Source organism: Ralstonia chuxiongensis, from assembly GCF_024158925.1.
In the GTDB taxonomy this organism is placed as follows: Bacteria; Pseudomonadota; Gammaproteobacteria; order Burkholderiales; family Burkholderiaceae; genus Ralstonia; species Ralstonia chuxiongensis.
This window is the reverse complement of record NZ_JAMYWC010000005.1, coordinates 338,794-364,181: the sequence shown is the minus strand read 5'-3', so window position 1 is coordinate 364,181 and position 25,388 is coordinate 338,794. Positions and strand designations below refer to the sequence as shown.

Annotated in this window: 27 protein-coding genes and 2 tRNA genes; 17 read left to right on the top strand and 12 right to left on the bottom strand. The window is 62.6% G+C overall.

Features of this window, described 5'->3' with window-relative positions:
- Nucleotides 1-114 precede the first annotated feature (114 nt).
- Complete coding sequence (locus tag NKG59_RS18900; protein ID WP_045203212.1) at nucleotides 115-636, top strand: Lrp/AsnC family transcriptional regulator; 522 nt, start codon at nucleotides 115-117, stop codon at nucleotides 634-636.
- Here the strand turns inward: NKG59_RS18900 and NKG59_RS18895 are convergent.
- Nucleotides 596-2,131, bottom strand: a complete 1,536-nt coding sequence (locus NKG59_RS18895; RefSeq protein WP_253539912.1) for an aminotransferase class V-fold PLP-dependent enzyme — start codon at nucleotides 2,129-2,131, stop codon at nucleotides 596-598. The genes NKG59_RS18900 and NKG59_RS18895 overlap by 41 nt on opposite strands.
- 145 nt (nucleotides 2,132-2,276) lie before the next feature.
- Here NKG59_RS18895 and NKG59_RS18890 point away from each other — a divergent pair, with 145 nt between their 5' ends.
- Both NKG59_RS18890 and NKG59_RS18885 read left to right on the top strand, forming a co-directional pair.
- Nucleotides 2,277-2,747, top strand: a complete 471-nt coding sequence (locus NKG59_RS18890; RefSeq protein ID WP_253539911.1) for an Lrp/AsnC family transcriptional regulator — start codon at nucleotides 2,277-2,279, stop codon at nucleotides 2,745-2,747.
- Between the two features lie 58 nt (nucleotides 2,748-2,805).
- A complete protein-coding gene (locus tag NKG59_RS18885) occupies nucleotides 2,806-3,138 on the top strand; it encodes a plasmid partitioning protein RepB C-terminal domain-containing protein (RefSeq protein ID WP_338001600.1) in 333 nt (110 codons plus the stop codon).
- A 205-nt stretch (nucleotides 3,139-3,343) separates the two neighbouring features.
- Here the strand turns inward: NKG59_RS18885 and NKG59_RS18880 are convergent, their stop codons facing one another.
- From NKG59_RS18880 to NKG59_RS18870, 3 genes are all read right to left on the bottom strand, one after another.
- Complete coding sequence (locus NKG59_RS18880) at nucleotides 3,344-3,691, bottom strand: YkgJ family cysteine cluster protein (RefSeq protein ID WP_082076011.1); 348 nt, start codon at nucleotides 3,689-3,691, stop codon at nucleotides 3,344-3,346.
- A gap of 440 nt (nucleotides 3,692-4,131) precedes the next feature.
- A tRNA-Arg gene (locus tag NKG59_RS18875) sits at nucleotides 4,132-4,208 on the bottom strand.
- Nucleotides 4,209-4,304: 96 nt separating this feature from the next.
- Nucleotides 4,305-4,502, bottom strand: coding sequence for a hypothetical protein (locus tag NKG59_RS18870; RefSeq protein WP_024975484.1), 198 nt, complete (start codon nucleotides 4,500-4,502; stop codon nucleotides 4,305-4,307).
- Between the two features lie 371 nt (nucleotides 4,503-4,873).
- Here NKG59_RS18870 and NKG59_RS18865 point away from each other — a divergent pair, with 371 nt between their 5' ends.
- On the top strand, nucleotides 4,874-5,077 hold the full coding sequence (locus tag NKG59_RS18865) for a hypothetical protein (RefSeq protein WP_253539909.1): 204 nt from the start codon (nucleotides 4,874-4,876) through the stop codon (nucleotides 5,075-5,077).
- Between the two features lie 17 nt (nucleotides 5,078-5,094).
- Here NKG59_RS18865 and NKG59_RS18860 read toward each other — a convergent pair whose 3' ends face one another.
- Genes NKG59_RS18860 through wrbA form a run of 3 tightly spaced genes read right to left on the bottom strand, consistent with a single transcriptional unit; the run spans nucleotide 5,095 to nucleotide 7,496 of the window.
- On the bottom strand, nucleotides 5,095-6,507 hold the full coding sequence (locus NKG59_RS18860) for an FAD-binding oxidoreductase (RefSeq protein ID WP_253539908.1): 1,413 nt from the start codon (nucleotides 6,505-6,507) through the stop codon (nucleotides 5,095-5,097).
- A 6-nt stretch (nucleotides 6,508-6,513) separates the two neighbouring features.
- A complete protein-coding gene (locus NKG59_RS18855; protein WP_253539907.1) occupies nucleotides 6,514-6,906 on the bottom strand; it encodes a DUF2069 domain-containing protein in 393 nt (130 codons plus the stop codon).
- Nucleotides 6,903-7,496 carry an NAD(P)H:quinone oxidoreductase gene (gene wrbA, locus NKG59_RS18850; RefSeq protein WP_045203206.1) on the bottom strand — a complete coding sequence of 198 codons (594 nt, stop codon included), beginning with the start codon at nucleotides 7,494-7,496 and terminating at the stop codon, nucleotides 6,903-6,905. The genes NKG59_RS18855 and wrbA overlap by 4 nt, the downstream gene beginning before the upstream one ends.
- 68 nt (nucleotides 7,497-7,564) lie before the next feature.
- On the opposite strand from wrbA, the gene NKG59_RS18845 reads away from it, so the two are divergent.
- Nucleotides 7,565-8,890 (top strand): YihY family inner membrane protein, encoded by a 1,326-nt coding sequence (locus NKG59_RS18845; protein ID WP_253539906.1) that lies wholly within the window; start codon nucleotides 7,565-7,567, stop codon nucleotides 8,888-8,890.
- Nucleotides 8,891-8,894: 4 nt separating this feature from the next.
- Here NKG59_RS18845 and NKG59_RS18840 read toward each other — a convergent pair whose 3' ends face one another.
- Genes NKG59_RS18840 through NKG59_RS18830 form a run of 3 tightly spaced genes read right to left on the bottom strand, consistent with a single transcriptional unit; the run spans nucleotide 8,895 to nucleotide 11,398 of the window.
- Entirely contained in the window at nucleotides 8,895-9,212 is a 318-nt protein-coding gene (locus tag NKG59_RS18840; RefSeq protein WP_045203204.1) for an Mpo1-like protein, read from the bottom strand.
- 27 nt (nucleotides 9,213-9,239) lie between these two features.
- Complete coding sequence (locus tag NKG59_RS18835) at nucleotides 9,240-10,064, bottom strand: alpha/beta fold hydrolase (protein ID WP_253539905.1); 825 nt, start codon at nucleotides 10,062-10,064, stop codon at nucleotides 9,240-9,242.
- Nucleotides 10,064-11,398: an O-acetylhomoserine aminocarboxypropyltransferase gene (locus NKG59_RS18830; RefSeq protein ID WP_253539903.1), complete on the bottom strand. Its 1,335-nt coding sequence runs from the start codon at nucleotides 11,396-11,398 to the stop codon at nucleotides 10,064-10,066. Before NKG59_RS18830 ends, NKG59_RS18835 begins: the two co-directional genes overlap by 1 nt.
- Nucleotides 11,399-11,626: 228 nt before the next feature.
- Here NKG59_RS18830 and NKG59_RS18825 point away from each other — a divergent pair, with 228 nt between their 5' ends.
- The 4 genes from NKG59_RS18825 (at nucleotide 11,627) to aroC (ending at nucleotide 15,765) form a co-directional block, all read left to right on the top strand.
- Nucleotides 11,627-12,082: a CBS domain-containing protein gene (locus NKG59_RS18825; RefSeq protein WP_004634176.1), complete on the top strand. Its 456-nt coding sequence runs from the start codon at nucleotides 11,627-11,629 to the stop codon at nucleotides 12,080-12,082.
- An 82-nt stretch (nucleotides 12,083-12,164) separates the two neighbouring features.
- Nucleotides 12,165-14,072: an MFS transporter gene (locus tag NKG59_RS18820; RefSeq protein WP_253539901.1), complete on the top strand. Its 1,908-nt coding sequence runs from the start codon at nucleotides 12,165-12,167 to the stop codon at nucleotides 14,070-14,072.
- Nucleotides 14,073-14,165: 93 nt separating this feature from the next.
- Nucleotides 14,166-14,579 carry an FKBP-type peptidyl-prolyl cis-trans isomerase gene (locus tag NKG59_RS18815; RefSeq protein WP_253539899.1) on the top strand — a complete coding sequence of 138 codons (414 nt, stop codon included), beginning with the start codon at nucleotides 14,166-14,168 and terminating at the stop codon, nucleotides 14,577-14,579.
- Nucleotides 14,580-14,664: 85 nt separating this feature from the next.
- Nucleotides 14,665-15,765, top strand: a complete 1,101-nt coding sequence (gene aroC, locus NKG59_RS18810; protein WP_253539897.1) for a chorismate synthase — start codon at nucleotides 14,665-14,667, stop codon at nucleotides 15,763-15,765.
- A 68-nt stretch (nucleotides 15,766-15,833) separates the two neighbouring features.
- Here aroC and NKG59_RS18805 read toward each other — a convergent pair whose 3' ends face one another.
- Entirely contained in the window at nucleotides 15,834-17,519 is a 1,686-nt protein-coding gene (locus tag NKG59_RS18805) for an electron transfer flavoprotein-ubiquinone oxidoreductase (protein WP_253539895.1), read from the bottom strand.
- Between the two features lie 210 nt (nucleotides 17,520-17,729).
- Here NKG59_RS18805 and NKG59_RS18800 point away from each other — a divergent pair, with 210 nt between their 5' ends.
- On the top strand, nucleotides 17,730-18,515 hold the full coding sequence (locus NKG59_RS18800; protein WP_045203199.1) for an SDR family oxidoreductase: 786 nt from the start codon (nucleotides 17,730-17,732) through the stop codon (nucleotides 18,513-18,515).
- A 12-nt stretch (nucleotides 18,516-18,527) separates the two neighbouring features.
- Here the strand turns inward: NKG59_RS18800 and NKG59_RS18795 are convergent, their stop codons facing one another.
- Nucleotides 18,528-19,073 (bottom strand): LuxR C-terminal-related transcriptional regulator, encoded by a 546-nt coding sequence (locus tag NKG59_RS18795; RefSeq protein WP_004636022.1) that lies wholly within the window; start codon nucleotides 19,071-19,073, stop codon nucleotides 18,528-18,530.
- Between the two features lie 153 nt (nucleotides 19,074-19,226).
- On the opposite strand from NKG59_RS18795, the gene NKG59_RS18790 reads away from it, so the two are divergent.
- The 7 genes from NKG59_RS18790 (at nucleotide 19,227) to NKG59_RS18760 (ending at nucleotide 25,154) form a co-directional block, all read left to right on the top strand.
- Entirely contained in the window at nucleotides 19,227-19,928 is a 702-nt protein-coding gene (locus NKG59_RS18790) for a CoA transferase subunit A (RefSeq protein ID WP_045203198.1), read from the top strand.
- A gap of 10 nt (nucleotides 19,929-19,938) precedes the next feature.
- Complete coding sequence (locus NKG59_RS18785; protein WP_024975498.1) at nucleotides 19,939-20,574, top strand: 3-oxoacid CoA-transferase subunit B; 636 nt, start codon at nucleotides 19,939-19,941, stop codon at nucleotides 20,572-20,574.
- 22 nt (nucleotides 20,575-20,596) lie between these two features.
- Nucleotides 20,597-21,376, top strand: coding sequence for a 3-hydroxybutyrate dehydrogenase (locus NKG59_RS18780; protein ID WP_045203197.1), 780 nt, complete (start codon nucleotides 20,597-20,599; stop codon nucleotides 21,374-21,376).
- Between the two features lie 145 nt (nucleotides 21,377-21,521).
- Nucleotides 21,522-22,391 (top strand): alpha/beta fold hydrolase, encoded by an 870-nt coding sequence (locus NKG59_RS18775; RefSeq protein ID WP_253539893.1) that lies wholly within the window; start codon nucleotides 21,522-21,524, stop codon nucleotides 22,389-22,391.
- Nucleotides 22,392-22,421: 30 nt separating this feature from the next.
- Nucleotides 22,422-22,790, top strand: coding sequence for a RidA family protein (locus NKG59_RS18770; RefSeq protein ID WP_253539891.1), 369 nt, complete (start codon nucleotides 22,422-22,424; stop codon nucleotides 22,788-22,790).
- Nucleotides 22,791-22,829: 39 nt separating this feature from the next.
- The gene (locus tag NKG59_RS18765) at nucleotides 22,830-25,055 is read left to right on the top strand and encodes a RelA/SpoT family protein (protein WP_253539888.1); all 2,226 of its coding nucleotides are present in this window, start codon (nucleotides 22,830-22,832) and stop codon (nucleotides 25,053-25,055) included.
- 22 nt (nucleotides 25,056-25,077) lie between these two features.
- Nucleotides 25,078-25,154, top strand: a tRNA-Val gene (locus NKG59_RS18760).
- The last annotated feature ends 234 nt before the right edge of the window (nucleotides 25,155-25,388 follow it).

Genomic DNA, 25,388 nt, shown 5'->3' with positions numbered 1-25,388 from the left:
ATGTCGGAAACCAATGGTACGCAGAACGCTACGAAATGAGGTTGCAAAGATCGTCTACTATCCAGAACGTAGCGGGCCGTAGATCGGAACTATGTATCTCTTTATTTCTTGAATATGAAAAAGAGCGAAACAAAATTGCAGGAAGGTTTTGACGCGTCGGCGGCTTCTGCGCGCCACGCCTTGGATCGCACCGATCGCGCGATTCTCAGGGCGCTCCAGCGCGATGCGTCCATCTCCAACGTGGCCCTGGCGGCCAAGGTGAACCTCAGCCCGCCGGCCTGCCTGCGCCGCGTGGAACGGCTCAAGGAGCTGGGGCTGATCAAGGGGATTGTTGCGCTGCTCGATCCGCGTGCGCTGGATCTGGGGTCGCTGGTGATGATCGGCGTCGTGCTGGATCGCTCGACGCCGGAATCATTCACGGCATTTGAGAAAGCGGTGCAGAAGGTGCCCGGCTGCCTTGAATGCCACGTCGTGACGGGCGAATTCGATTACTTCATGCTCGTGCGCACGAAAGACAACGAAGGCTACAACCGACTCCACGCCGAGCAGTTGCTGTATCTGCCGGGCGTGCGGCAGATCCGGACGTTCATGGTGCTCAAGCAGGTGCTGTCGACGACTGAGCTGCCGGTGGCTTAGCTGAGGCGGGAGCGGCTCCGCCTTTGCGTTGATCCATCAGGCGGTTCCAGAGCATGCTGGCCCGGTTGCCGCTTCTGCAATACGCGAGGATGGGCTTGGGCAGTGTGTCGATCAATGCGCCGAATGCGGCAACGTCTGCATCGCCAATGCCATTCGGCTCGACCGGCAGGTAGCGCGCTTCCAGGCCCAGTTCGCGGGCGGCAGCGGCAATGTCCTCAAAGGCGGGCTGGTCGCTGCTCTCGCCATCCGGGCGATTGCAGATCACCGAGCGGAAACCTGCATTGCGGATGGCCTTCAGATCCGCCGGCATGATTTGCCGCGAAGCCGTCAGCCCGCTGGATGCCGTGGTGCGGCACTGCTCGATCGCGCGTTGGAAACATGCGGCGGCAAAGTCGATGTCCTGCTCGGTTGCAAAGCGGCCAAGGCTGATGCGCACGGTGCGGCCCGCAGCATCGGCATCCAGGCCGATGGCCGTCAGCACGTGCGAGGGCGTGCCCGCAGCGGAGTTGCAAGCGGACGTTGACGACACGGCCAAGTCGTCGCCCAGCATCATCGGCATGAAACCGGGCGCGTTGACCGTCAGGCTCAGGGTGTGGGGAATGCGTCGGGCCACGTCGGCGTTCTGCACCACGTCGCCGAGGGCGAGCACCGCTGCCTTCAGTCGCTGGCTCAGCGCAGCAATGCGGGTGGTTTCGTGCTCCAGCTCTTCCGCAGCCAATTCGCACGCGACGCCCATGCCGACAATCTGATGCGTCGCCAGCGTGCCCGAACGCAGACCACGCTCATGGCCGCCACCATGGATTTGCGGCGCAATGCGCGAAGCAATATCGCGGCGCACATACAGCGCCCCGATCCCCTTGGGGCCATACACCTTGTGGGCGGACATCGACAGCATGTCGATGCCGAGCGCGCGCACATCGATCGGCGTCTTGCCGAGTGCCTGTGCGGCATCGACATGGAACAGCGCGCCCGCTGCATGCGCGATCTGCGCGATCGCGCCAACGTCAGTCAGCGTGCCCAGTTCGTTGTTCACCAGCATGAGCGAGACGAGGCCGGTGTCGGGCGTCATCGCAGCGGCGACAGCCTCGGGCGTAATTTCGCCGTCGCGTGTTGGCGAGAGATACGTTACCGAACAGCCGCGCGCCGACAGGTTTGCCATCGTGTCCAGAATCGCCTTGTGCTCGATGCGGCTGGTGATGAGGTGGCGTTTGCCTGTGGCCGCGTCGGCGTAGCCCTTCAGTGCGAGGTTGTTGGATTCGGTCGCGCCGGACGTCCAGATGATCTCGTCGGCATCGGCGCCAATGAGCGCTGCAACTTGCTTGCGCGCTTGCTCGACCTTGTTCCGCGCGACGCGCCCCGTCGCATGTGAACTCGACGCAGGGTTGCCGAAGGCGCCTTCCATGCCAAGGCAGGCGGTCATGGCCGCAATCACGCGAGGATCGGCCGGCGTGGTGGCTGCGTAGTCGAGGTAGTGGAGGGTGTTGCTGTCGCTCATTTCGTTTCTGTGCTGCGGTGGAGGCAGGGAAAATGATACGGCGGACCGCCCGGAAAAATAATTCAAAGTTTCCTGTGAATTCCTCGTTATGGCGGAGAATATTCCCTAAAATTTAGCTTCTATAGAAGAAAATTTCTCTACCGAAATGGACGCCATTGACCGCGAACTACTGAGGCTGTTGCAGGCCGATGCGACGCTGCCCATCGCAGAGCTTGCCCAGCGAGTGAACCTTTCACAAACGCCGTGCTGGAAGCGAGTGCAGCGGCTCAAGGACACGGGCGTCATCCGCGCCCAGGTGGCGCTGTGCGACGCACGCAAGCTTGGGGTCGGTACCACGGTGTTCGTGGCCGTCCGTACCGATCAGCACACCGAGAAGTGGGCGCAGCGTTTCACGCAAGTGGTGCGCGATATGCCCGAGGTGGTGGAGGTCTACCGGATGAGCGGTGAGATGGACTATCTGCTGCGCGTTGCGGTGTCGGGCATCGAAGATTACGACCGCGTGTACAAACACCTCATCAAGTCCGTGCCGCTGTCGGATGTGAGTTCATCGTTCTCGATGGAGCAGATCAAGTATTCGACTGCGCTGCCGGTGCGTGACGTGGGGCAGGGAGATTGAGGGCGTATTTGCGGCTGAACTGTGGAGGGCCTTCGTAGCTCCCTCGTAGGGCTGCCCAATTAGTCGGCGGCCATTCCCGATCGTCCGGCAAATGAAGCCATTCCGTCAGATTGATGTCGCCAACACGATGACCAGTCTCGGCAAGTGCTCCATCAAGTTTGCCGTTGCCATGCTCGAAACTAAGGCATCCGACCAACTGGTAGAGCGTCGCCGGAAGACGCCGGTCCAGAACGCGCCGACAGAAGTGATTCAGAGGCTAGCGCGCGAACTGGCGGCGCACCAGCCTGATACTTGTCTGTTGGAAGACAACTACGGGCCAGAGAACCTGAAGTTGGTCGTCATCAAGGCATACGTTGCGATTCTGCTGAGCAACGTCAGGGTGGTGCGCTGATTGGCGCGGTCCCACGCCGACTACTTGCAACAACTGCAAAGCGTCGCCGAAATCAAGTCGTTGCCGGACGCACTCCAGGTCAGATTTCGATTTTCAAGCTTCTTGAAGATGCTTTTGCGTTCCCAACTGGCGATTTGCCGAGACGCACCAAGTATCAACAGCCGTCCACCTGACGGCCATTTGGAAGGAACTCCGGTGGCCCACCTCAAACCAGCACGTGACGCACTTCCAGAAAGAATCGCTCGATTTTTCGCTCGGTGCACGGATCGATCATCTGATCTGGCCGCCGCCCATTCGGGCAAGCAAGCCTTGGTGTCGTTCCAAACAGGCGGCAAATCAGCGGCCGCTCCAGATACACGCTGCAGCCGTTGTCTCCGAGATGGGGACAAGTCAGGTTGGCCAGTGCTGCCTCATGTTCCGCGTCGCTCTTAACAGGGAGCCGAGACATCTCCTCCGTCGAGGCGGTGACGGGCCCGCAGCAGTCATGACATCCCGGAACGCACTCGAATGTGGGAATGCGCGAGCGAAGAAATCGGATTCTTTGGCTGTTCATGGTTGAGAGACTGCAGGGCTTTGTCCGGGACGCGCAGCCAGCAACTGTGCCGCCGTGGCCGAAACATTCCAAGTCTAGATCGTTGAACAGTGGAGCGCCGTCAAATCCCCGCGCCGTCCGCGGTAGCGTCGGAATCTAAATTGCTCTGCTTCAATTGCCGCTAGATCTTGTACAGCGCCAAATCCTTGCCACAAAGCCACGCGAGCCTGGGCCTCATACCGCTCCAAGTCTGAGCGCCATCCGCCGCGGTGCCTGGTGCCTGAAATGCAGCACTGCCGCCCCATGGGGCAAGCCAGCATCCTGCTAACGCCAGGAGGGCTGCAAAGCGGCCTCGGTGGCCTTTTGCGGGGTTCCCTTGGTGCACCTAACACTGTGAGCGCAGTTTTTCAGCAACCACACCGATGTGGTGATTCTCTAGGTCATTGATCCAAAGGGAATTTTGGCCTGCCCAGAGGGATTCGAACCCCCGACCGTCGGCTTAGAAGGCCGATGCTCTATCCAACTGAGCTATGGGCAGATATGCAGATGTGCAGGCTGCCCAGGCATACCAAAAACGCGCGGCCTCCGGGTGCCTGGGAGGCCGCGATTCTAACAGATGGGATGTTGCGCAGCGCTAGTGCTGGGGCGGGATTTCCGGCGGTAGGTCCCCGGGTGGCAGTTCGATTGGGGGCGTTTGGGGTTCGGGATCGTGCACCGGGTCGTGGGCTGGTTCATCGGGCGGCGGCATTTCCGGCGGCGGGTGCGGGGGCTGTTCGGGCGGTTGCGGCGGCGTGATGTGGGCGCGCTTGGTCAGATCGGGCAAAGCGGGCATGGGCTGCCTCCATACATGGGTCGAGTTCCGGGTTTGCCCTGATCGAGCCCGCAAGCGTCGTTCCTGCGCATCATCCAAAAGGTGATACCTAAAATACGTACCCCCCAATTGGGGGGATTTTTGATACATTTCGTGGCGTCGGGTAGTGCCACACAACAATAACGTTTCATTCGAAATTCCGCGCAATGACGCGGAACACAGTGCCTACGCACGCCAAACGGGCGTGACGAAGCCTTTTCGGTTCGGACCAGACGGGAAAAGAGGGAGTCTTGTTTGGGCAGCCGTGGAGCGATCCATGGGGCTGCTGTGTTTCGCCATGGCTGCAGGGAGCCGGGGCGAGGCGCTAGCCATGGGGCAGGGAGGAAACCACAATGAGCACACGTCATGCACGACGCCCGGCAGGGTCGTCACGTAGCACTTACATCCGTAGCGCCCAAAGCGGGCGCATCGGCGATCGTTCCAGCGTCAATGATCATCGTCTGCCGCCCAGCGGCGTACCGCGCATGCTGTTGTGGCTGCTGGCCGCGACGGTTCTCTTCGCGGTGGCGAACTACACGCTGAAGCTGTTCGGCTGAAGCAACGCCGGATCGCCTTACAACACTTTCCCCGGATTCATCAGGCGGCGCGGGTCCAGCGCCTGCTTGATCGCGCGCATGGCTGCCAGTTCAACAGGACTCTTGTAACGCGCGTTGTCTTCGCGCTTGAGTTGGCCAATGCCGTGTTCGGCCGAAATTGAGCCGCCATGCGCATGCACGCTGTCGTGCACGATGCGGTTGATGCCGTCCTGATTGGCCAGGAACGCGTCGTGCGCATGGCCTTCCGGCGGCGATACGTTGTAGTGCAGGTTGCCATCGCCAAGGTGGCCGAACGTCACCATGCGGATGCTGGGATAGGCTGCAGCCAGCGCGCGATCGGTCACGTCAATGAAGTCGGCAATGCGCGAGATGGGCACGCCAATATCGTGCTTGATGTTCTTGCCTTCATCTGCCTGCGCCAGCGGAATATGTTCGCGCAGGCTCCAGAAGTCGCGCGACTGGGCTACTGATTCCGCCACTGCCGCATCGTCGATCACGCCGCGCGCAAGCGCGTCTTCCATCAGCGATTCGAACAGCGCGCGGGCGTGCGCTTCGCTTTCCAGATCGGACAATTCCAGCAGCACGTATTGCGGATATGCCTGCGTAAACGGCACGCGCAGCTGCGGGTAATGCTTGCGCACCAGCTCCAGGCAAAACGCCGACATCAGCTCGAAGCCCGTCAGCAGCGTCCCTGCATGGCCTTGCGCCAGCGATAGAAACTCCAGCGCCTGCCGCGGCGATTGCAGCGCCGCCAGCGCCGTCACCCTGGCGCGCGGTTGCGGAAACAGCTTCAGCATCGCCCCGGTGATGATGCCGAGCGTGCCTTCCGCGCCGATCAGCAGGTCCCGCAGGTCGTAGCCGGTGTTGTCCTTGCGCAGGCCGCGCAGTCCATTCCACAGTTCGCCGTTGGGCAGGACCGCTTCGATGCCCAGACACAACTCGCGCGCGTTGCCGTAGCGCAGGACGGCGGTGCCGCCCGCGTTGGTCGCCAGATTGCCACCGATCGTGCAACTGCCTTCGGCCGCCAGGCTCAGGGGGAAGAGGCGGTCTGCATCGGCGGCCGCCTGCTGCACGTTGGCCAAAATGCAGCCGGCATCCACGGTGATGGTGTTGTTGATCGGATCGACGGCTCGCACGCGCTGCATGCGCTGCAACGAGATCATCACCGCGTTGCCTTCCATGTCGGGCGTGGCACCGCCACACAGGCCGGTGTTGCCGCCTTGCGGGACGATGGGCACGCCGTATTCGCCGCACAGGCGCACGAGTGTTGCCACCTCGTCGGGCCTGGCCGGGCGCAACACTGCGCGTGCGCGCCCCGTGAAGCGCTTGCGCCAATCGGTAAGGTAGGGCGCCAGGTCTTCCGGCGCGGTCAGGACGTGTGTTGCGCCGATGGCATCAACGCAGGCTTGCAGGAAGGCATCGTGAGTCATGGCGTATCAGGTGCTGTTGCCGGCGCGGGCTTTTGCGGCGCGCTTGAACGGGCGCAGGTAGAGGATGGTGGCGGCGAAGAACACCACGCTGAGCGCCACCTCTCCCCATGCCAGCGAGCGCGAAAGCCCAACGTCCGATGTCGCCCGCACGATGCCTTCGGTAAAGAAGAGCAAGATGAACATCGACGCCCATTGCATCGTGTAGCGGTTCTTGCGCAGCACGCCTGGCAGCGGCCACGCCAGCAGCAGCGCCTTCAGCGCCAGCCACGAGCCGCCCGGGCGCACGGGCGCAAGCCACAACTCCCACGCGGCGCATAGGACGATCAACGCGATGAGGCTGCCGGCACTCAGCACAGCCAGTGCCCGGGATTCGGTGACGACGTTGTCGGCGGGAGTCATGCGGCGAGCTTCAGAGCAGTCTGCGCTAGCCTCCGGCCCATGGCCGTGGCGAGCGTGCGTTCGTGGGCGGTAAGCGGTGCGGTATCGCCGCGATGCGCGACGTGTGACGGCCCGTATGGCGTGCCGCCAGCATCAGTGGAAAGCAGTTCGCTGTGCTGATACGGCAGACCGAGCACGACCATGCCATGGTGCAGCAGCGGCAGCATCATCGAGAGCAGAGTGGTTTCCTGCCCGCCATGCATGCTACCCGTGGAGGTGAACACGCATGCCGGCTTGCCGGCCAGCGCGCCCGCCAGCCATTGCGGTGTGGTGCCATCCAGGAAGTACTTGAGCGGCGCAGCCATGTTGCCAAAGCGCGTGGGCGAACCCAGCGCCAGGCCCACGCATTCCTCCAGATCGCGTACTTCCACGTAGGGCGGGCCGCTGTCTGGCACGTCGGGCTGCGTGGCTTCGCAGACGGTGGAGACGGCGGGCACCGTGCGCACACGCGCCTGGGCGCCGTCGACGCTTTCAATGCCTTGCGCAATGGCTTCGGCCAATGCGCGTGTGCTGCCGTGACGGCTGTAGTACAAGACCAGGATATCTTTCATAACAAAGCGTTGAGAGCGTCGCGGTATTATAGTTGCGCCCCCCAACCCCGCCTCCAGCCTCATTTTTCATGCTTTTTTCCACCCGTGCGCTTCGTCAATGGAATGCCGCCAAGCTACGTGCGCTGGCGCGTTACGCCTTGCGCCGCGCCGGTGAAGATCATCTGCCCCAAGTGGCCAGCAGCCTGACATTCACGACGGTGCTGTCGCTGGTTCCCATTCTGACGGTGGCCTTTGCGCTGTTCACGGCATTTCCGATGTTCAAGAGCTTCCGGGCGGACATCGAGGGCTACATGTTCAGCAATCTCGTGCCGGGCAGCATCAGCCGGCCGATCCTGACGTATCTCAACCAGTTCTCAAGCAACGCCAAAGGGCTGACAGCAGCGGGCCTGATCGGCTTGGTCGTGACGTCGGTGATGACCATGCTCACCATCGAGAACGCGTTGAACGCCATCTGGCGTGTGCGCCATCGGCGGCCGCTCGCGCAGCGCGTTCTGGTGTTCTGGGCGCTGATGACGTTCGCGCCGGTGCTGATTGGCGCAAGCCTGTCGGTCAGTTCTTACCTCGTGTCGATCTCGGCGGGTTATGTGCACAAGCTGCCGTTCGGCCTGGGTGTGATCGTGGGCCTGATCCCGATCCTGCTTTCGGCGATTGCGTTTGCGATGCTGTACGTGTTTGTGCCGAACACCAATGTGGAACGGCGCGATGCCTTCATTGCCGGGCTGATTGCCGCGGCGGCGTTTGAAATTGCCAAGCGTGTCTTTGGCGCTTACGTCGCGCATATCCCCACATACACAGCCGTCTACGGCGCGTTTGCCACGCTACCGATCTTCCTGACGTGGATCTACGTGAGCTGGCTGGTGACGTTGCTCGGCGCGACCATCGCGTCGACACTGCCGATCATCCGCCAGGGCTACTGGCAACGGCGCACGTTTCCGGGCAGCGAGTTCTTCGATGCGCTGGGTGTTCTGCTGCTGCTGTATCGCGCCCGCGAACAGGCGCCACGTACGGTGCCCGAGCGCGATATCGGCCGGCGTCTGCAACTGGAAGCCGATTACCTGGCTGATCTGCTGACCAAGCTGAAGGCGCTGCATTTGATCGGCAAGCTGCAGCAGGATCGCGGTGAGGCCCATTGGGCGCTGCTGTGCGATGCGCACACGACCACGCTGCGACCGCTCTATGAAAGGCTGGTGCTGAGTCTGCCGCGTTTGCCGCGCACTTCGCTGGCACGCCATTTGGGGGACACGCACGCGCTGGTCAGCCAACTGCAGAATCCTGCGCTCGATGCCACGTTGGAGAGCATTTTCACGACGGGCGAACGCGGCGTGGCGGCGGCAGCGCAGGCTGCTACCGCACCTGCGGCGTCCGCAATGGCCGCTGCCAACGCCAGCGCCTGACGTTTCAGAACGGGATCTTGCCCGTCCAGATGTCGCGATACATCACCCAGTCGCCCATCAGGCTGTAAAACGGATGGCGAAACGTGGCGGGCCGGTTCTTCTCGAATCCGAAGTGCCCGACCCACGCGAACGCGTAACCACTCACGGCCGCCCCCAGTAGCCACCACAGGTTGCCCGTGAAAACCAGCAGGATCAGGCATACCAGCGCCACCGTCGAACCGGCAAAGTGAAGGCGCCGGCAGGTGCGGTCTTGATGCTCGCTCAGGTAATACGGATAGAACTCGGCGAAGCTGCCGAAGCTGTGGGTGTCGGTGGTGGCCATGATGCGTCTCCGGGAGGCGACTGCGACTTATGCGACGACCGGGTCTCGTTCACGCGCAAAGGCGATCAGCGCGTCGAGTGTGCCGTCGGGGCATTCTCCCATGATCGCGTGCCCGCCTGGCAGCCCGACAACGCGGCTGCCGGCCAATCCTGCTGCAACCTGACGTCCAGCTTTCGCTGGGGTCATCTGGTCTTTCTCTCCCACGATGACGAGTGACGGGCACTTCACGGCCGCCATGGCTTCGGCGCCGCGTGCATAAGCGTTGCAGGCAGCAAAGTCTGTGTGGAAGACGGGCGCCTCGGTACCGCGCGCTATCCGTTCCATCAGCCGCTGGCTGCCGCCATGCATCCAGAAGCCCGGCCCGGGCGACGAGGGTTTGTTTGCGAGGCTGGAATGCGACCACGTATTCACCATGTCAATGGCACCGGCCGTGTTGTTGAGCGCCGCGTCGAGCAGTGCATCCGACACCTTCATCGGCCAAGCCGTCGCCACGAGGGCGATGCGGCGCACGCGATTTGCGTACCGTGACGCGCACTCCAGTGCAATCAACGAGCCCATGCTGTGGCCCACAACGATGACCGGTTGCGTGACGCCAGCCGCCTGCACCAGCGCCATCACCCAATCGGCCATGGCTTCCACCGTCTGCAACGGGGCGCCGGCACTGCGGCCGTGTCCGGGCAGATCCACCGCCAATACGCTGAAGCCGTGGTGCGCAAACCAGCGCGTCTGCAGCCCCCAGACCGAATGGTCGTTCTGGGCGCCATGCACGAACACGACGCACGGCAATTCGGCGTTGAACGGCTTGCCGCCGGTGTAGGCGTAGGCGCGCTCGCCTTGTACGGTCCATTCCATTAGCGGGCTCCCGGTGCGTTGGTGGCGGCTTTGCCCGGCGCGGCGGACATCGCGCGCTCGGCGGTTTTCAGGCCGCGCTTGAGATCGTCGATCAGGTCGTCAGCGTCTTCCAGGCCAATTGAAAGACGGATCGTGCCTTCGCTGATACCGGCTGCGGCCAACGCGTCGGCATCCATGCGGAAGTGCGTCGTCGATGCGGGATGGATGACCAGCGAGCGTGCATCGCCCACGTTGGCGAGGTGCGAGAACAGGCCGAGCGACTCGATGAACTGCTGGCCGGCACGCCGGTCGCCGCGCAGATCGAAGCTGAACACCGCACCGCTGCCGCGCGGCAGCAGGCGCTTGGCCAGCGCGTGATCGGGGTGCGATTCCAGCTCGGGGTAGGCGACCGACGCCACCATCGGATGGCTCGCCAGGAAGGCGACGACCCGGCGGGCGTTGTCTACATGCCGCGCCATGCGCAGCGGCAGTGTCTCGATGCCTTGCAGAAGTTGCCAAGCGGCCATCGGGTTCATGCAGGCACCGAAGTCGCGCAGGCCCTCGCGGCGCGCGCGCAGCAGGAAGGGCGCGACGGTGCTTTCCTCGGCAAACACCATGTCGTGGAAGCCCGCGTACGGCTCGGTCAGCTCCGGATGCTTACCTGCAGCTACGTAGTCGAACGTGCCGCCGTCGACCAGCACGCCGCCGATGGTCGTGCCGTGCCCGCCCAGGAACTTGGTTGCCGAGTGGTAGACGAGGTCTGCACCATGCGCGAACGGCTGCAGCAGCCACGGCGTGGTGAAGGTTGAATCGACCAGCAGCGGCACGCCCGCATCATGCGCAATCGACGCAATGGTTGGGATGTCCAGCACATCCAGCCCCGGGTTGCCGAGCGTCTCGCCAAACAGCAGCCGCGTGTTCGGGCGGATGGCCGCGCGCCAGCCGTCGATGTCGCCGGGCTTGACGAAGGTCGTCTCGATGCCAAAGCGGCGCAGCGTGTAATGCAGCAGATTGTGCGAGCCGCCATACAGCGCCGAAGACGCGACGATATGCGAGCCGGCACCCATCAGCGTGACGATGGCCAGATGCAGCGCCGCCTGGCCGGAAGCCGTGGCGATGGCGCCTACGCCGTTTTCCAGCGCGGCCATGCGCTCCTCGAATACGGCAACGGTCGGGTTGGAGATGCGCGAATAAACGTGCCCCGCGCGTTCCATATTGAACAATGACGCCGCATGTTCGCTGTCGCGGAACACAAAGGACGTGCTCAGGTGAATGGGCGTAGCGCGCGCGCCGGTGGCCGGGTCGGGCGCGGCGCCGGCATGCAGGGCCAGCGTGTCGAAGCGGGCTTTGGACATGGATTCAAGCACCGAAGTCGGGTTTGGACGCGGCATGCTAGCACTGCTCCCTGTTGCAGCGCATTCCGGGCAAACGCCGAGCGGGCGCGGTTTTTGACAGGTTTTTTCTGCGCTGCATGCTTGTCGAAGCGCTCCGGTTTGGGCTAGGATCGAATCACAACCATAACCACAACCCGCGCGCGGTCGCTCCCCCGGCAGACCGGCACCCCGAACTCTGGGAGACGCAACATGAAAGTCAGCGACATCCTCCACGTGAAGGGCAACACGCTCTACACCGTGGCACCTGAAACCAAGCTCCAGGTGGCCGTGCAGACGATGGCGGAAAAAGACATCGGCTCGCTCGTGGTCATGGAGTACGGCGAGCTGGTCGGCATGCTGACCTTCCGAGAAATCATCAAGGTTGTTGCCAAGAACCACGGTTCCGTGGGCGAGGGCACGACCATCCGCAAGGTGATGGACGATCATCCCGTCACCTGCACGCCCGAAACCGAGGTCAACGAAGTCCGTCGCATCATGCTGGAGCACCATGTGCGCTACCTGCCGGTGCTCGACAGCCGCACGTTGATGGGTGTGATTTCCTTCTACGACGTGGCCAAGGCCGTGCTGGAAGACCAAAGTTTCGAAAACAAGATGCTCAAGGCGTACATTCGCGACTGGCCCGAAGAAAAGGCCAACGAAGACTGATCTGCGCGATCTCTTTACCGCATTCCTGAAACCCGCCCGCCGTTGCGAGCGGGTTTTTTGTTGAACCAATAGCCTCCAGCCGATGAGCCAATCGAGCCAGTTTTCCCTGCTGAAGCAGCGTCGCTTTGCACCGTTTTTCTGGACCCAGTTCCTGGGTGCGATGAACGACAACGTTTTCAAGGTAGCGTTTTCCTCGCTGGTCACGTATCACGCTGCGCTGTTCGGCAATGCGGACCCGGCTTCGGCGGCATTCCTGATTTCCGCAATCTTCATTGCGCCGTTTGTGCTGCTGTCGGCCACGAGCGGACAGATTGCCGATCGCATGGACAAGGCGCGGCTGATCCGGCTGGTGAAGACGTTGGAAATTGCCATCATGGCGATCGGTTGCGCGGGTTTTGCGCTGCGCCACGTTGAACTGCTGTATCTGTGCACGTTTTTGATGGGCGTGCACTCGACGCTGTTCGGGCCCGTCAAGTACGCATATCTGCCCCAGCATCTGCAATCGACGGAACTGGTGGGCGGCAACGGGCTGGTGGAAATGGGCACCTTCGTCGCCATCCTGATCGGCACCATCGGCGGCGGCGAGCTGGCCAACTACTCGCGCAACGGCGAGCTGATCGGCCCGATGTTCACGGGCGTCGCCTGTATTGTCATTGCCGTGGCCGGTTGGTTGACGGCGCGTGGTGTGCCGGTGTCGCCGGCGTCGCAGCCGGACTTGCGTATCAACTGGAACCCCATCTCCGAGACTTGGCGCAACCTGAAGCTCGCGAGCAACCAGCGCGCGGTGTTCCTGAGCCTGATGGGCATTTCGTGGCTGTGGTTCGTGGGCGCGACGTTCCTGACGTCGTTTTTCGCCTTCGCGCGCAACGTGCTTGGCGGCGATCAGAACGTTGTGACGCTGCTGCTGGCCGTGTTTTCGGTCGGCATCGGGTTGGGCTCGGTGCTGTGCGAAAAACTCTCCGGTCGCAGGGTGGAAATCGGCCTGGTGCCGTTTGGCTCGATCGGCATGACGGTGTTTGCAGTAGATCTGTACTTTGCGTCCCACGCCGAGGCATTGGTTGCGCACGACGTGCTGACGGGCATTTCCGGCTTCCTGCAGAACCACCGCCATTGGCGCGTGCTGGCCGACCTGTTCCTGCTGGCAATGTTTGGCGGCTTCTACAGCGTGCCGTTGTACGCGTTGATCCAGAGCCGCTGCGAACCGACGCACCGGGCGCGCATCATTGCCGCCAACAACATCCTCAACGCGCTGTTCATGATCGCCTCAGCTGTGCTGGCGATGGTGCTCACGCGTGCCGGATTCACGATCCCGCAGTTGTTCCTCGTTACCGGCATCCTCAACGCCGTGGTGGCGATTTACATCTACACGCTGGTGCCGGAATTCCTGATCCGCTTTGTGATGTGGCTGCTAATCCATACCGTCTATCGCGTGAAGGTGGACGGTTCCGAGCAGATTCCCGATGAAGGCCCATGTCTGTTGGTCTGCAACCACGTGAGCTTCGTCGATGCCGTGGTGGTTGGCGCATTCGTGCGCCGGCCCGTTCGCTTTGTGATGGACCACCGCATCTTCAAGGTGCCCGTGCTGTCGTGGTTCTTCCGCACGGTCAAGGCGATTCCGATCGCGCCGCTGCACGAAGACCCGGAGATGCTCAAGCGCGCCTACGACACCATTGCGGCCGCACTGGCGGAAGGCGAGGTCGTCTGCATCTTCCCTGAAGGCAAGATCACCGCCACGGGCGAGATGAACCCGTTCAAGGAAGGCATGCGCCGCATCATCGAGCGCACACCTGTGCCGGTGGTGCCGATGGCGCTGCGCGGGCTCTGGGGCAGCTTTTTCTCCCGCAAGGGCGGGGCGGCGATGTCGCGCCCGTTCCGTCGCGGTTTCCTCAACAAGCTGGAGCTGTGCATCGGCACGCCGGTGCCGGCGCATGCCGTCTCGCCCGAAGCGATGCAGGCCGCCGTGCTGGCGCTGCGCGGGGAGCGGCTCTAGCGTCTGGCCCGCCTCCGGACTTCGATACACTGCCGGTTGGCCCGCAATCGGCCGTGATGCTTTCTCTGACCTCCAACTCTCCCGTTACCTGCCATGAAACACGTTTCCCCGCTGCTGTGCGCTTCGTTGCTTGCCCTGGCTGCCGTTACCGCGCAAGCCGCATCGCCGGCATCCGAGACGCTGCCCTCCGGTGTGACCGTCCAGACGCTGACCAAGGGCACCGGCCCGTCGCCCAAGGCCAGCGACACGGTCAAGGTGCACTATCGCGGCACGCTCACCAACGGTACCGAGTTCGACAGCTCCTACAAGCGCGGCCAGCCGATCTCGTTCCCACTGAATCGCGTGATTCCATGCTGGACAGAAGGCGTGCAGAAGATCCAGGTGGGCGGCAAGGCCAAGCTGACGTGCCCGGCAGCCACCGCTTACGGCGAGCGCGGCGTGCCGGGCACGATTCCGCCCAATTCCACGCTGAACTTCGAGGTCGAGTTGCTGGGTATCGGCAGCTGATCTGACGGCCGGCAGATCGGCCTTACAATACCGTTTTCCCGATGTTTCGCGCCGCGGTAGTCGCGGCGCCTTCCTGAGCACGATCATGTCTGGCAATACCCTGGGCCTGCTGTTTTCCGTCACCACCTTCGGCGAGTCGCATGGCCCGGCCATTGGCGCTGTCATCGACGGCTGCCCGCCGGGCATGACGCTGTCGGCAGAAGACATCCAGCCCGATCTGGATCGGCGCAAGCCAGGCACCTCGCGCCATGTGACGCAGCGCAAGGAAGAAGATCTCGTTGAGATTCTCTCCGGCGTGTACGAAGGCAAGACCACGGGCACTCCGATTTGCCTGCTGATCCGCAATACCGATCAGCGCAGCAAGGACTACAGCAACATCGCCGAGACCTTTCGTCCCGGCCACGCCGATTACACGTACTGGCACAAATACGGCGTCCGGGACCCGCGCGGTGGCGGCCGTTCTTCCGCACGATTGACGGCGCCAACGGTGGCCGCAGGGGCCGTCGCCAAGAAGTGGCTGCATGAGAAGTTCGGGGTCGAAATCCACGGCTTCATGTCGCAGCTGGGCGATATTCACATCCCGTTCATGGACTGGAACGAGGTGCCGAACAACCCGTTCTTTGCGCCCAATGCCGAGATCGTTCCCGAGCTGGAAACCTACATGGATGCACTGCGCAAGGACGGCGATTCCGTCGGCGCGCGCATTGAGGTGGTGGCCACGGGTGTGCCGGTCGGCTGGGGTGAACCGTTGTTCGATCGCCTGGATGCCGATATTGCACACGCGATGATGGGCCTGAACGCGGTGAAGGGCGTTGAGATCGGCGCCGGTTTCCACGCGGTCAGCCAGCGCGGCTCCGAGCATGGTGATGAGCTGACGCCGGAGGGCTTCGTCGGCAACAACGCCGGCGGCATCCTCGGTGGAATTTCGACAGGGCAGGACATCTCCGTGTCGCTGGCGATCAAGCCGACATCGAGCATCCGCACGCCGCGCCGTTCGATCGACAAGGCAGGTGATCCGGCGGTGGTCGAGACGTTCGGCCGCCATGACCCGTGCGTTGGCATTCGTGCTACGCCAATCGCCGAGGCGCTGCTCGCGCTGGTGCTGATCGATCACGCGCTGCGCCATCGCGCGCAATGCGGCGATGTGTCGGTGCAGACGCCGGCCATCGCGGCAAAAGCTTCCTGAATCGATTCGCTCAGGCAACAAAAAAGACGGCTTCAAGCCGTCTTTTTTGTTGGGCGCTCGCCCGGTACTTACATGCCGACGTAGTTCGGCCCGCCGCCGCCTTCCGGGGTGACCCACACGATGTTCTGCGTCGGGTCCTTGATGTCGCACGTCTTGCAGTGCACGCAGTTTTGCGCGTTGATCTGCAGGCGCTCGGTGCCCTCATCGTTCTTGACGAACTCATACACGCCAGCCGGGCAGTAGCGCTGCTCAGGGCCGGCAAACTGCGTCAGGTTGATGCGCGTCGGAACGGTCGGATCCTTCAGCGTCAAGTGGGCCGGCTGGTTCTCTTCGTGGTTCGTGTTCGAGATGAACACCGACGACAGGCGATCGAACGTGATCTTGCCGTCCGGCTTCGGATACTCGATCTTCGGGCATTCCGATGCCGGCTTGAGCGACTGGTTGTCCGACTTCGTGCCGTGCAGCGTCCACGGCGGGTTGCTGACGCCAATCTTGGGCAGCAGCCACTGTTCGATGCCGGTCATGATCTTGCCCAGCGTCGGGCTCTTCTTGAACCACAGCTTGAAGTTGCGCGACTGGTCGAGTTCTTCCTTCAGCCAGCTCTGTTCGAAGGCGGCAGGATAAGCAGACAGCTCATCAGCGGAACGGCCGGCCGTCACTGCTTCGAACACGGCTTCACCGCACATCATGCCGCTCTTGATGGCCGCGTGGCTGCCCTTGATGCGTGCCGCGTTCAGGTAGCCGGCGTCGCAACCCACCAGCGCGCCACCTGGGAACACCGTTTTCGGCAGCGCTTGCGGCGTGCCGTTGTTGATGGCGCGTGCGCCGTAGCCGATGCGCTTGCCGCCCTCGATGTGCGCGCGGATGGCCGGGTGGGCCTTCCAGCGCTGCATTTCTTCAAACGGGCTCATCCACGGGTTCTTGTAGTCCAGCCCGATCACGAAGCCGAGCGTGACCTTGTTATCTTCCAGGTGATACAGGAAGCCGCCGCCAAAGGTGTCATCTTCCATCGGCCAGCCGGCAGTGTGCACGACGAGGCCGGGTTTGGCCTTGGCCGGGTCGATCTCCCAGAGTTCCTTGATGCCGATGGCGAAAGTCTGCGGGTCTTTGCCGGCGTTGAGCTTGAACTTCTCCAGCAACTGGCGGCCGAGGTGGCCACGCGCGCCTTCCGCGAAGATGGTGTATTTGCCGAGCAACTCCATGCCGAGCTGGAAGTTCTCTGTTGGTTCACCGTCTTTGCCGATGCCCATGTTGCCGGTGGCCACGCCGCGCACTGCACCCTTGTCGTCGTAAAGCACTTCTGCGGCAGCGAAACCGGGGAAGATTTCCACGCCCAGCGCTTCGGCCTGCGTGGCCATCCACTTGACCACGTTCGACAGCGAGACGACGTAGCAGCCGTCATTGTGGAAGTTGCGCGGCACGAGCCAGTCGGGCGTACGCTTGGCGTCGGTCTCGCTCAGGAAGAGCACGTCGTCGCCAGTGACCGCCTGGTTGAGTGGGGCGCCGTCGGCCTTCCAGTTCGGGAGGAGTTCGTTGATGGCGCGCGGGTCCATCACCGCACCCGACAGAATGTGTGCACCCGGCTCGGAACCCTTTTCCAGCACGACGACGGACACATCCTTGCCCGTCTCGGCAGCCAGTTGCTTGATGCGAATCGCTGTCGCCAGGCCGGCGGGGCCGCCGCCAACGACAACGACGTCATACTCCATGGATTCTCGCGGGCCGTATTGTTCGAGGAGCTGCTGCTGGTTCATAAGTGTCTCTTCGCTTGTAGGGCGTTTGCTTATTGGTATGACGGATTGCTGCATTAGAATTTTCCGCATTGTCCGGGACACGCCCGGATGCGGCAAGGGAAATTTCTGAACGATCGTTCGATTTTTTGCTAAGCTGCGCCCAAATCACATGCCGGTGTTGCTTCGGAGCAGCCCGGCGCATGCCAAACCAACACACGGGGAACACGCATCATGGGTTTATCGATCAATCTGGAAGGCAAGGTCGCGCTGATCACGGGCGCGTCCAGCGGCCTGGGCGCGCGTTTCGCCCACACGCTGGCGGCCGCTGGCGCAAAGGTCGTGCTGGCGTCGCGCCGTGTCGAGCGTCTGAAAGAACTGCGCGCCGACATCGAATCCAAGGGCGGCAGCGCCCACGTCATCCGGCTGGACGTGACTGACCCCGACAGCATCCGATCGGCCATCGCCCATGCTGAAACCGAAGCCGGCACGATCGACATCCTGGTCAACAACTCCGGGGTTTCGACCACGCAGCGCATGGTCGACGTGACGCCCGACGACTTCGATTTCGTATTCGACACCAACACGCGCGGCGCCTTCTTTGTTGCACAGGAAACGGCCAAGCGCATGATTGCGCGGGCCAAGGGCGCCGAGAAGAACGGCTCGCCACTGCCGCAGTCGCGCATCGTCAACATCGCATCGGTGGCGGGGCTGAAAGTGCTGTCGCAGATTGGCGTGTATTGCATGAGCAAGGCGGCCGTGGTGCACATGACCAAGGCCATGGCGCTGGAGTGGGGGCGTTACGGCATCAATACCAACGCGATCTGCCCGGGCTATATCGATACCGAAATCAATCATCATCACTGGGAAACCGAACCCGGTCAGAAGCTGGTGCAGATGCTGCCGCGCAAGCGCGTCGGCAAGCCGGAAGACCTGGATGGGCTGATCCTGCTGCTGGCGTCGGATCAGTCAGACTTCATCAACGGTGCCGTCATCAACGCCGACGACGGCATGGTGTAAGGCTCTGGGGGCTTAGTGCCCCATCAGCCGCTGCACAAGTTCGAGCGAGGTGTTGGCGGCGTACTTCTTCATCAACCGCGCGCGGTAGATTTCCACCGTGCGCGGGCTGATCTCCAACTGCTTGCCGATTTGCTTGCTGGTCTTGCCCTCGACCAGTTGCGCAGCGATGTCGCGTTCGCGCGGCGTGAGCGCTGCGGTAACGGGGCGATGCGCAGACAGGTCTTCGAACGTCCAGATGCCTTCGCCCAGCGGTTTGGCGCGGTCCAGCGCACGGCCCGTGACGTGGCACCAGAACAGTTCGCCATTGGCGCGCTTCATGATGCGTTCGTCGGAATAGCTGCCGCGCGCATTCATGACGGGGATGATGCGCGCGCCGGTGCGCTCGTATTCGTCGTGCGTTGGATAAAGCAGCTCGAAGGACTGCCCGATCATCGTCGTGCGCGCGTGGCCGAAGATGCGTGCGGCTTCGTCGTTGACATCGAGCATCACCCGCTCGCGGGACATCACCATGCCAACGGGGGCAAGCTGGAACGCAGTTTGGTAGTCGAGGGCGGGCATATGTATTCGTACGTATTGCTGCGTCGCGCGACGCTTGCGTATTCTCGCCAGATTGTATCGTTACTATTTTCCGGCGCTGCATCGCACAAACCCCAACTGTGTGATCGGTCAAAACCCTGCCGGATTCGTTGGACCACCAAGGAAGGAGCACGCATGAACAAAATCTTCGCCAGCGCCAGCGAGGCGCTCGCGGGCGTCGTCAAGGACGGCCAGACCATCGCCGTGGGCGGTTTCGGCCTGTGCGGCATTCCCGAAGCGCTGATTGCCGCGCTGCGCGATTCGGGCGTCAAGGGCCTGACATGCATCTCCAACAACGCGGGCGTTGACGGCTTTGGCCTGGGCCTGCTGCTGGAAACCCGCCAGATCAAGAAAATGATTTCGTCCTATGTGGGCGAGAACAAGGAGTTCGAGCGCCAGTACCTGGCTGGTGAACTCGAGCTGGAATTCACGCCGCAAGGCACGCTGGCCGAAAAACTGCGCGCGGGCGGCGCCGGCATCCCGGCATTCTTCACCAAGACCGGCGTCGGCACGCTGGTAGCCGAGGGCAAGGAGCTGCGCGAGTTTGACGGCGAGACGTACGTCATGGAGCGTTCGCTGGTGCCCGACGTGGCGCTGGTGAAGGCGCAGGTGGCTGACAAGTCCGGCAACCTGCGTTTCAACCTGACCGCACGCAACTTCAATCCGGCTGCGGCCACCGCCGGCAAGATCTGCATCGTCGAAGTCGAAGAGATCGTCGAAGTGGGCGATTTGGCTCCGGACGACATTCATCTGCCGGGCATCTACGTGCACCGCATCGTGCTCAATGCCACGCCCGAGAAGCGCATCGAAAAGCGCACCATCCGAGCAGCCAACTAAGGAGACCGACATGGCCTGGACACAAGACCAAATGGCGGCGCGCGCTGCCCAGGAGTTGCAAGACGGCTTCTACGTCAACCTCGGCATCGGCATCCCGACGCTGGTTGCCAACCACACCGGCGACAAGGAAGTCTGGCTGCAGAGCGAAAACGGCATGCTCGGCATCGGCCCGTTCCCCACGGAAGACGAAGTGGACGCCGACCTGATCAACGCGGGCAAGCAGACGGTGACCACGCTTCCCGGTAGCGCCATCTTCGGCAGCGATCAGAGCTTTGCGATGATTCGCGGCGGCAAGATCAACCTGTCGATTCTCGGCGCGATGCAGGTGAGCGAGACGGGCGATCTGGCTAACTGGATGATCCCCGGCAAGATGGTCAAGGGCATGGGCGGCGCAATGGACCTCGTGGCCGGCGTCAAGCGCGTGATCGTGCTGATGGAACACACCGCCAAGAAGAAGGACGGCACCGAAGACCTGAAGCTGCTGCCCAAGTGCACACTGCCGCTGACCGGCGTGGGCGTGGTCGATCGCATCATCACGGACCTCGGCGTGATCGACGTGACCGAGCAGGGCCTGAAGTTGGTTGAAACCGCGCCGGGCGTTTCGCGCGAAGAGATCCAGGCCAAGACTGGCGTCAACCTGCTGTAATCGCTGACCTCCGGAGACACGCATGCTGCAAGGAAAAACCGCCCTCGTCACGGGCTCGACCAGTGGGATCGGTCTGGGTATCGCCTGCTCGCTGGCCGCGCAGGGCGCCAACATCATCATGAACGGCTTTGGCGATGTGGAAGCGCCCAAGGCGCAGATCGCGGCGGCAGGCAAGAATGCCATCCGTATCGGATACCACGGCGCCGACATGAGCAAGCCGGCCGAGATCGAGGCAATGTTCAACTATGCCGACGCGGAGTTCGGCGGCGTGGACATCCTCGTCAACAACGCCGGCATCCAATACGTGGCCAACGTCGAAGATTTCCCGACCGAACGCTGGGACGCCATCATCGCCATCAACCTCACTTCGGCTTTCCACACGACGCGGCTTGCCGTGCCGGGCATGAAGCGCAAGAACTGGGGCCGCATCATCAACATCGCTTCGGCGCATGGCTTGGTGGCATCGGCGCAGAAATCGGCGTACGTGGCGGCCAAGCACGGTATCGTCGGCTTCACCAAATCGGTGGCGCTGGAGACGGCGCAGACGGGCATCACGTCCAACGCGATCTGCCCGGGCTGGGTGCTGACGCCGCTCGTGCAGAAGCAGATCGATGCGCGCGCCGAGAAAGATGGTCTGTCCGCGCTCGAAGCCAAGAAGGATCTGCTGATGGAAAAGCAGCCTTCGGGCGAGTTCGTTACGCCCGATCAGCTCGGCGCGCTGGCGGTCTTCCTGTGCAGCGATGCGGCGGAGCAGGTGCGCGGCGTGGCGTGGAACATGGATGGTGGCTGGGTCGCGCAGTAAGCCGATCTGCCTCAGAAAAAGCCTCGCTCCGGCGGGGCTTTTTTGTTTTTGACGCACGGTGCATGTCTGCTGCGCCGCCGCATGCTTGCGGGCCCGCGTACAATCGGGCTTCGCTGTCTCCGTCATTCACGTGCAGGAGTTGTTCATGCCAGTTTCGCCGCGCCTTGCCTTCGTGCAGTGCCTGAGCCCGTCCGGCTTGCACCGGATGGCGTATCACGAGTGGGGCGATGCACAGAATCCGCGTGTGCTGGTTTGCGTGCATGGCCTCTCGCGCACGGGGCGCGATTTCGACGTACTGGCGCAGGCGCTGTGCAATGACTATCGCGTCATCTGTCCCGATGTGGTCGGCCGCGGACGCTCCGATTGGCTGGCCGATCCGAAGGGCTATGTGTTACCGCAATACGCGTCGGACATGGTCACGCTGCTCGCTCGCGCAAATGCGGAGTCTGTCGACTGGTTCGGTACCTCGATGGGCGGCCTGATCGGCATCGGTTTGGCAGGCCTGCCGAAATCGCCGATTCGCAAGCTGCTGCTCAACGATGTGGGCCCGCGCGTGACTGAGTCGTCGTTGACGCGCATCGGTGCTTACCTCGGTCTGAATGTCCGCTTCAAGACCTTCGATGAAGGGCTGGCTTACCTCAAGACGATCAGCGCTTCATTCGGCCCCCACACGCCGGAGCAATGGCGTGAACTGAATGCCGCGATCCTGAAACCCCAGGGCGGCGAGTGGATCCTGCATTACGATCCGCGCCTGGCTGAGCCGTTCAAGAACACCACGCCAGAAATGATCGCCGCCGGCGAAGCCACGCTGTGGAAACTGTTCGAGGCGATTCCCGGCGAGGTGCTGGTGGTGCGCGGCGCGTATTCCGATTTGCTGACGCGCGAGACCGTCGAAGCCATGATGCAGCGCGGCCAGCATGTGAACACGGTGGAAATTCCCGATGTGGGCCATGCGCCGACCTTCATCCAGCCGGATCAGGTGGCGATCGCCCGCAAGTTCTTTCTCGGTCAATGACCGGTTGTCCGACCCCATTCGATTTGCAAGATGAGCACTGAACTGAAGCGTTACAACGTCGAACATCGCTATTCCGACGCAGCCGTCTACAACGGTGTCGTCTACGTGGCAGGGCAGGTGCCTGAAACCACGCTCGACGCCGGCATTGCCGAGCAGACGGCAGAAGTGCTCGCCATCATCGATCGCGTGCTGGCCGCCAACAACAGCGACAAGACGCGCATCCTGATGTGCCAGATCTTCCTGAAAGACATTGGCGAGATTGGCGAGATGAACAAGGTGTGGGACCAGTGGGTTGCCGCCGATTCCAAGAACTCGCCGCCGCGCGCCACCGTTGAGGCCGCGCTGGCCAATCCGAAGTACCGCATCGAAATTGTCGTGACGGCCGCGCAGAAGCACTGAGCCCGTCGCCCAACAGGCGAGACGCAAGCAGGACGCATCATGGAGAACAAGACCGAGCGGCCGGCCGAGGGGTCCGGATCGGCGGCAGAGCAGGTCGCACGAGCGATCGAATATCTCGCGGCGAATGCCGCAGGCAGCGTCACGCTGACCGGCGAGCCGCTGGAGTCGCACGCGCGCGGCACGATCGCCATCCTTGAAGGGCTGCGCGTCGATACGCCGTCGTTGCAGGCGGCTGCGCTGTTCCTGTTGCCCACGCTGGCAATGGACAACGAAAAGGCGCTCGAGCCTGCATTCGGTGCCGAGGTTGTCAAGCTCGTGCACGACGTGCGGCAACTCTTGCGCATTGGCGCGATTGCCGGCCTCGTCAGCCCGACCGATGCCAGCATCACGCGCAAGAACGAGGCCGAAGCGCGCCGCGCGCAAGTCGAGGCGCTGCGCAAGATGTTGCTCGCGTTCGCGCAAGACATTCGCGTGGTGTTGATCCGGCTGGCGTCGCGGTTGCAGTCGCTGCGCTGGCTCGCGCAGACGAAACGCCCGGCGCCGGAAGGCATGGCGCGTGAAACGCTGGATATCTACGCGCCGCTCGCTAACCGCCTGGGCATCTGGCAGCTCAAGTGGGAGCTTGAAGATCTCGGCTTCCGCTTCGATGATCCCGATACCTACAAGCGCATCGCCCGCCTGCTGGATGAAAAGCGCATCGAGCGCGAGAAGTTCATCGGCCAAGCCATCGCGCAACTGCAAAAGACGTTGCACGACGCTGGCATTCAGGCGGAGGTAAGCGGCCGGCCCAAGCACATCTACAGCATCTGGAAAAAGATGCGCGGCAAGGAACTCGACTTTGCCGATCTGTACGACGTGCGGGCCTTCCGCGTCATCGTCGACGACATCAAGGATTGCTACACGGTGCTCGGTTTCGTCCACCACATGTGGCAACCGATCCCGAAGGAGTTCGACGACTACATCTCGCGCCCGAAGGCTAACGGCTACATGTCGCTGCACACGGTGGTGATCGGCGACGACGGCCGCGCTCTGGAGGTGCAGATCCGCACGCGCGAGATGCACCACTTTGCCGAGTACGGCGTGGCCGCGCACTGGCGCTACAAGGAAGCGGGCAACAAGGGCTACGCCGGCCAGTTCTCCGCCAGCGAGCGCTACGACGAGAAAATCGCCTGGCTGCGCCAACTCCTCGCCTGGAAAGATGACGCCGAGCACACCGTCGCGCACGAGGATTCCCCGTGGGAGCAACTCAAGCACACTGAGCTGGATGACCACATCTACGTGCTGACGCCGCAGGCGCGCGTGATCGCGTTGCCGCAAGGCGCGACACCGGTCGACTTTGCCTACTACCTGCACAGTGATCTCGGCCACCGCTGCCGCGGCGCACGCGTCGATGGCACGATGGTGCCGCTGAATACGCCGCTCAAGAACGGCCAGACCGTCGAGATCGTCACCGTCAAGCAGGGCGGGCCGTCGCGCGATTGGCTGAATACCGAGTTGCACTATCTCGTCAGTCCGCGTGCCCGGACGAAAGTGCGCGCGTGGTTCAACGCGATGGAGTTGGAAGAGACGCTTGCGCAGGGCCGGGCGCTCATCGACAAGACGCTGCAGCGCGAGGGCAAGACCGCCGTCAACTTGGAGGAGCTGGCCGCCAAGCTCGGCTACAAGACGCCGGACGATCTCTATGCCGTGGTCGCCAAGGACGAGTTGAGCCTGCGTCGCATCGAGGCAGTTTTGCGCTCTGATGGGGCACCGCCGCCCGCGCCCGTCGACGACGAAGCGGCCATTACCAAGAAGAGCCGCGCCACCAGCGTGGCTCGTGGCGCCAAGAGCGGCGTATTGGTGGTGGGCGTCGACTCACTCCTTACGCAGATGTCGCGCTGCTGCAAGCCGGCGCCGCCCGATCCTATCGTCGGCTTCGTCACGCGTGGCCGCGGTGTCTCGATCCACCGTCAGAGTTGCGCGACGTTTCAGCAACTGGCTGCCCGCGCACCGGGTCGTGTGATCCAGACGGAATGGGGCCAACGCAGCGATTCGGTCTATCCGATCGACATCCAGGTCGAGGCTCTTGACCGGCAGGGCTTGTTGCGCGACATCTCGGAAATTCTTTCGCGCGAGAAGATCAACGTGACCGGTGTGCGCACGCTGTCGAGCAAGGGCGTCGCAAAAATGCAGTTCACCGCGGAGGTGTCAGAGGCGACACAGCTGCAGCGCGCGCTGACTTTGATCGAAGAAGTGCAGGGGGTGTTGACAGCCCGAAGGAAGTGACGGTATAGTTTCGTTCTTCGGCAGGCTCGTAGCTCAGCTGGTTAGAGCACCACCTTGACATGGTGGGGGTCGTTGGTTCGAGTCCAATCGAGCCTACCAACGCATTTAGCAGGACGCGTCGGGTAGGGTGTCCAAGCCGTCATCCTCGCAATTCCCGGGCTTGTCCCGTACAACTGAACACAAGGCGAAATATGATTCAGGCACCGCGAACTACAACCGCTTCGGAGCGACAGTAGTCAAGGTGCGTTTTTCGCCCTTTGCGGTCTGCCCAAGCGGTGGATGGCGCAAATGAAAACGCGGCCTTGGCCGCGTTTTTTTTCGTCCGCAGTTTCG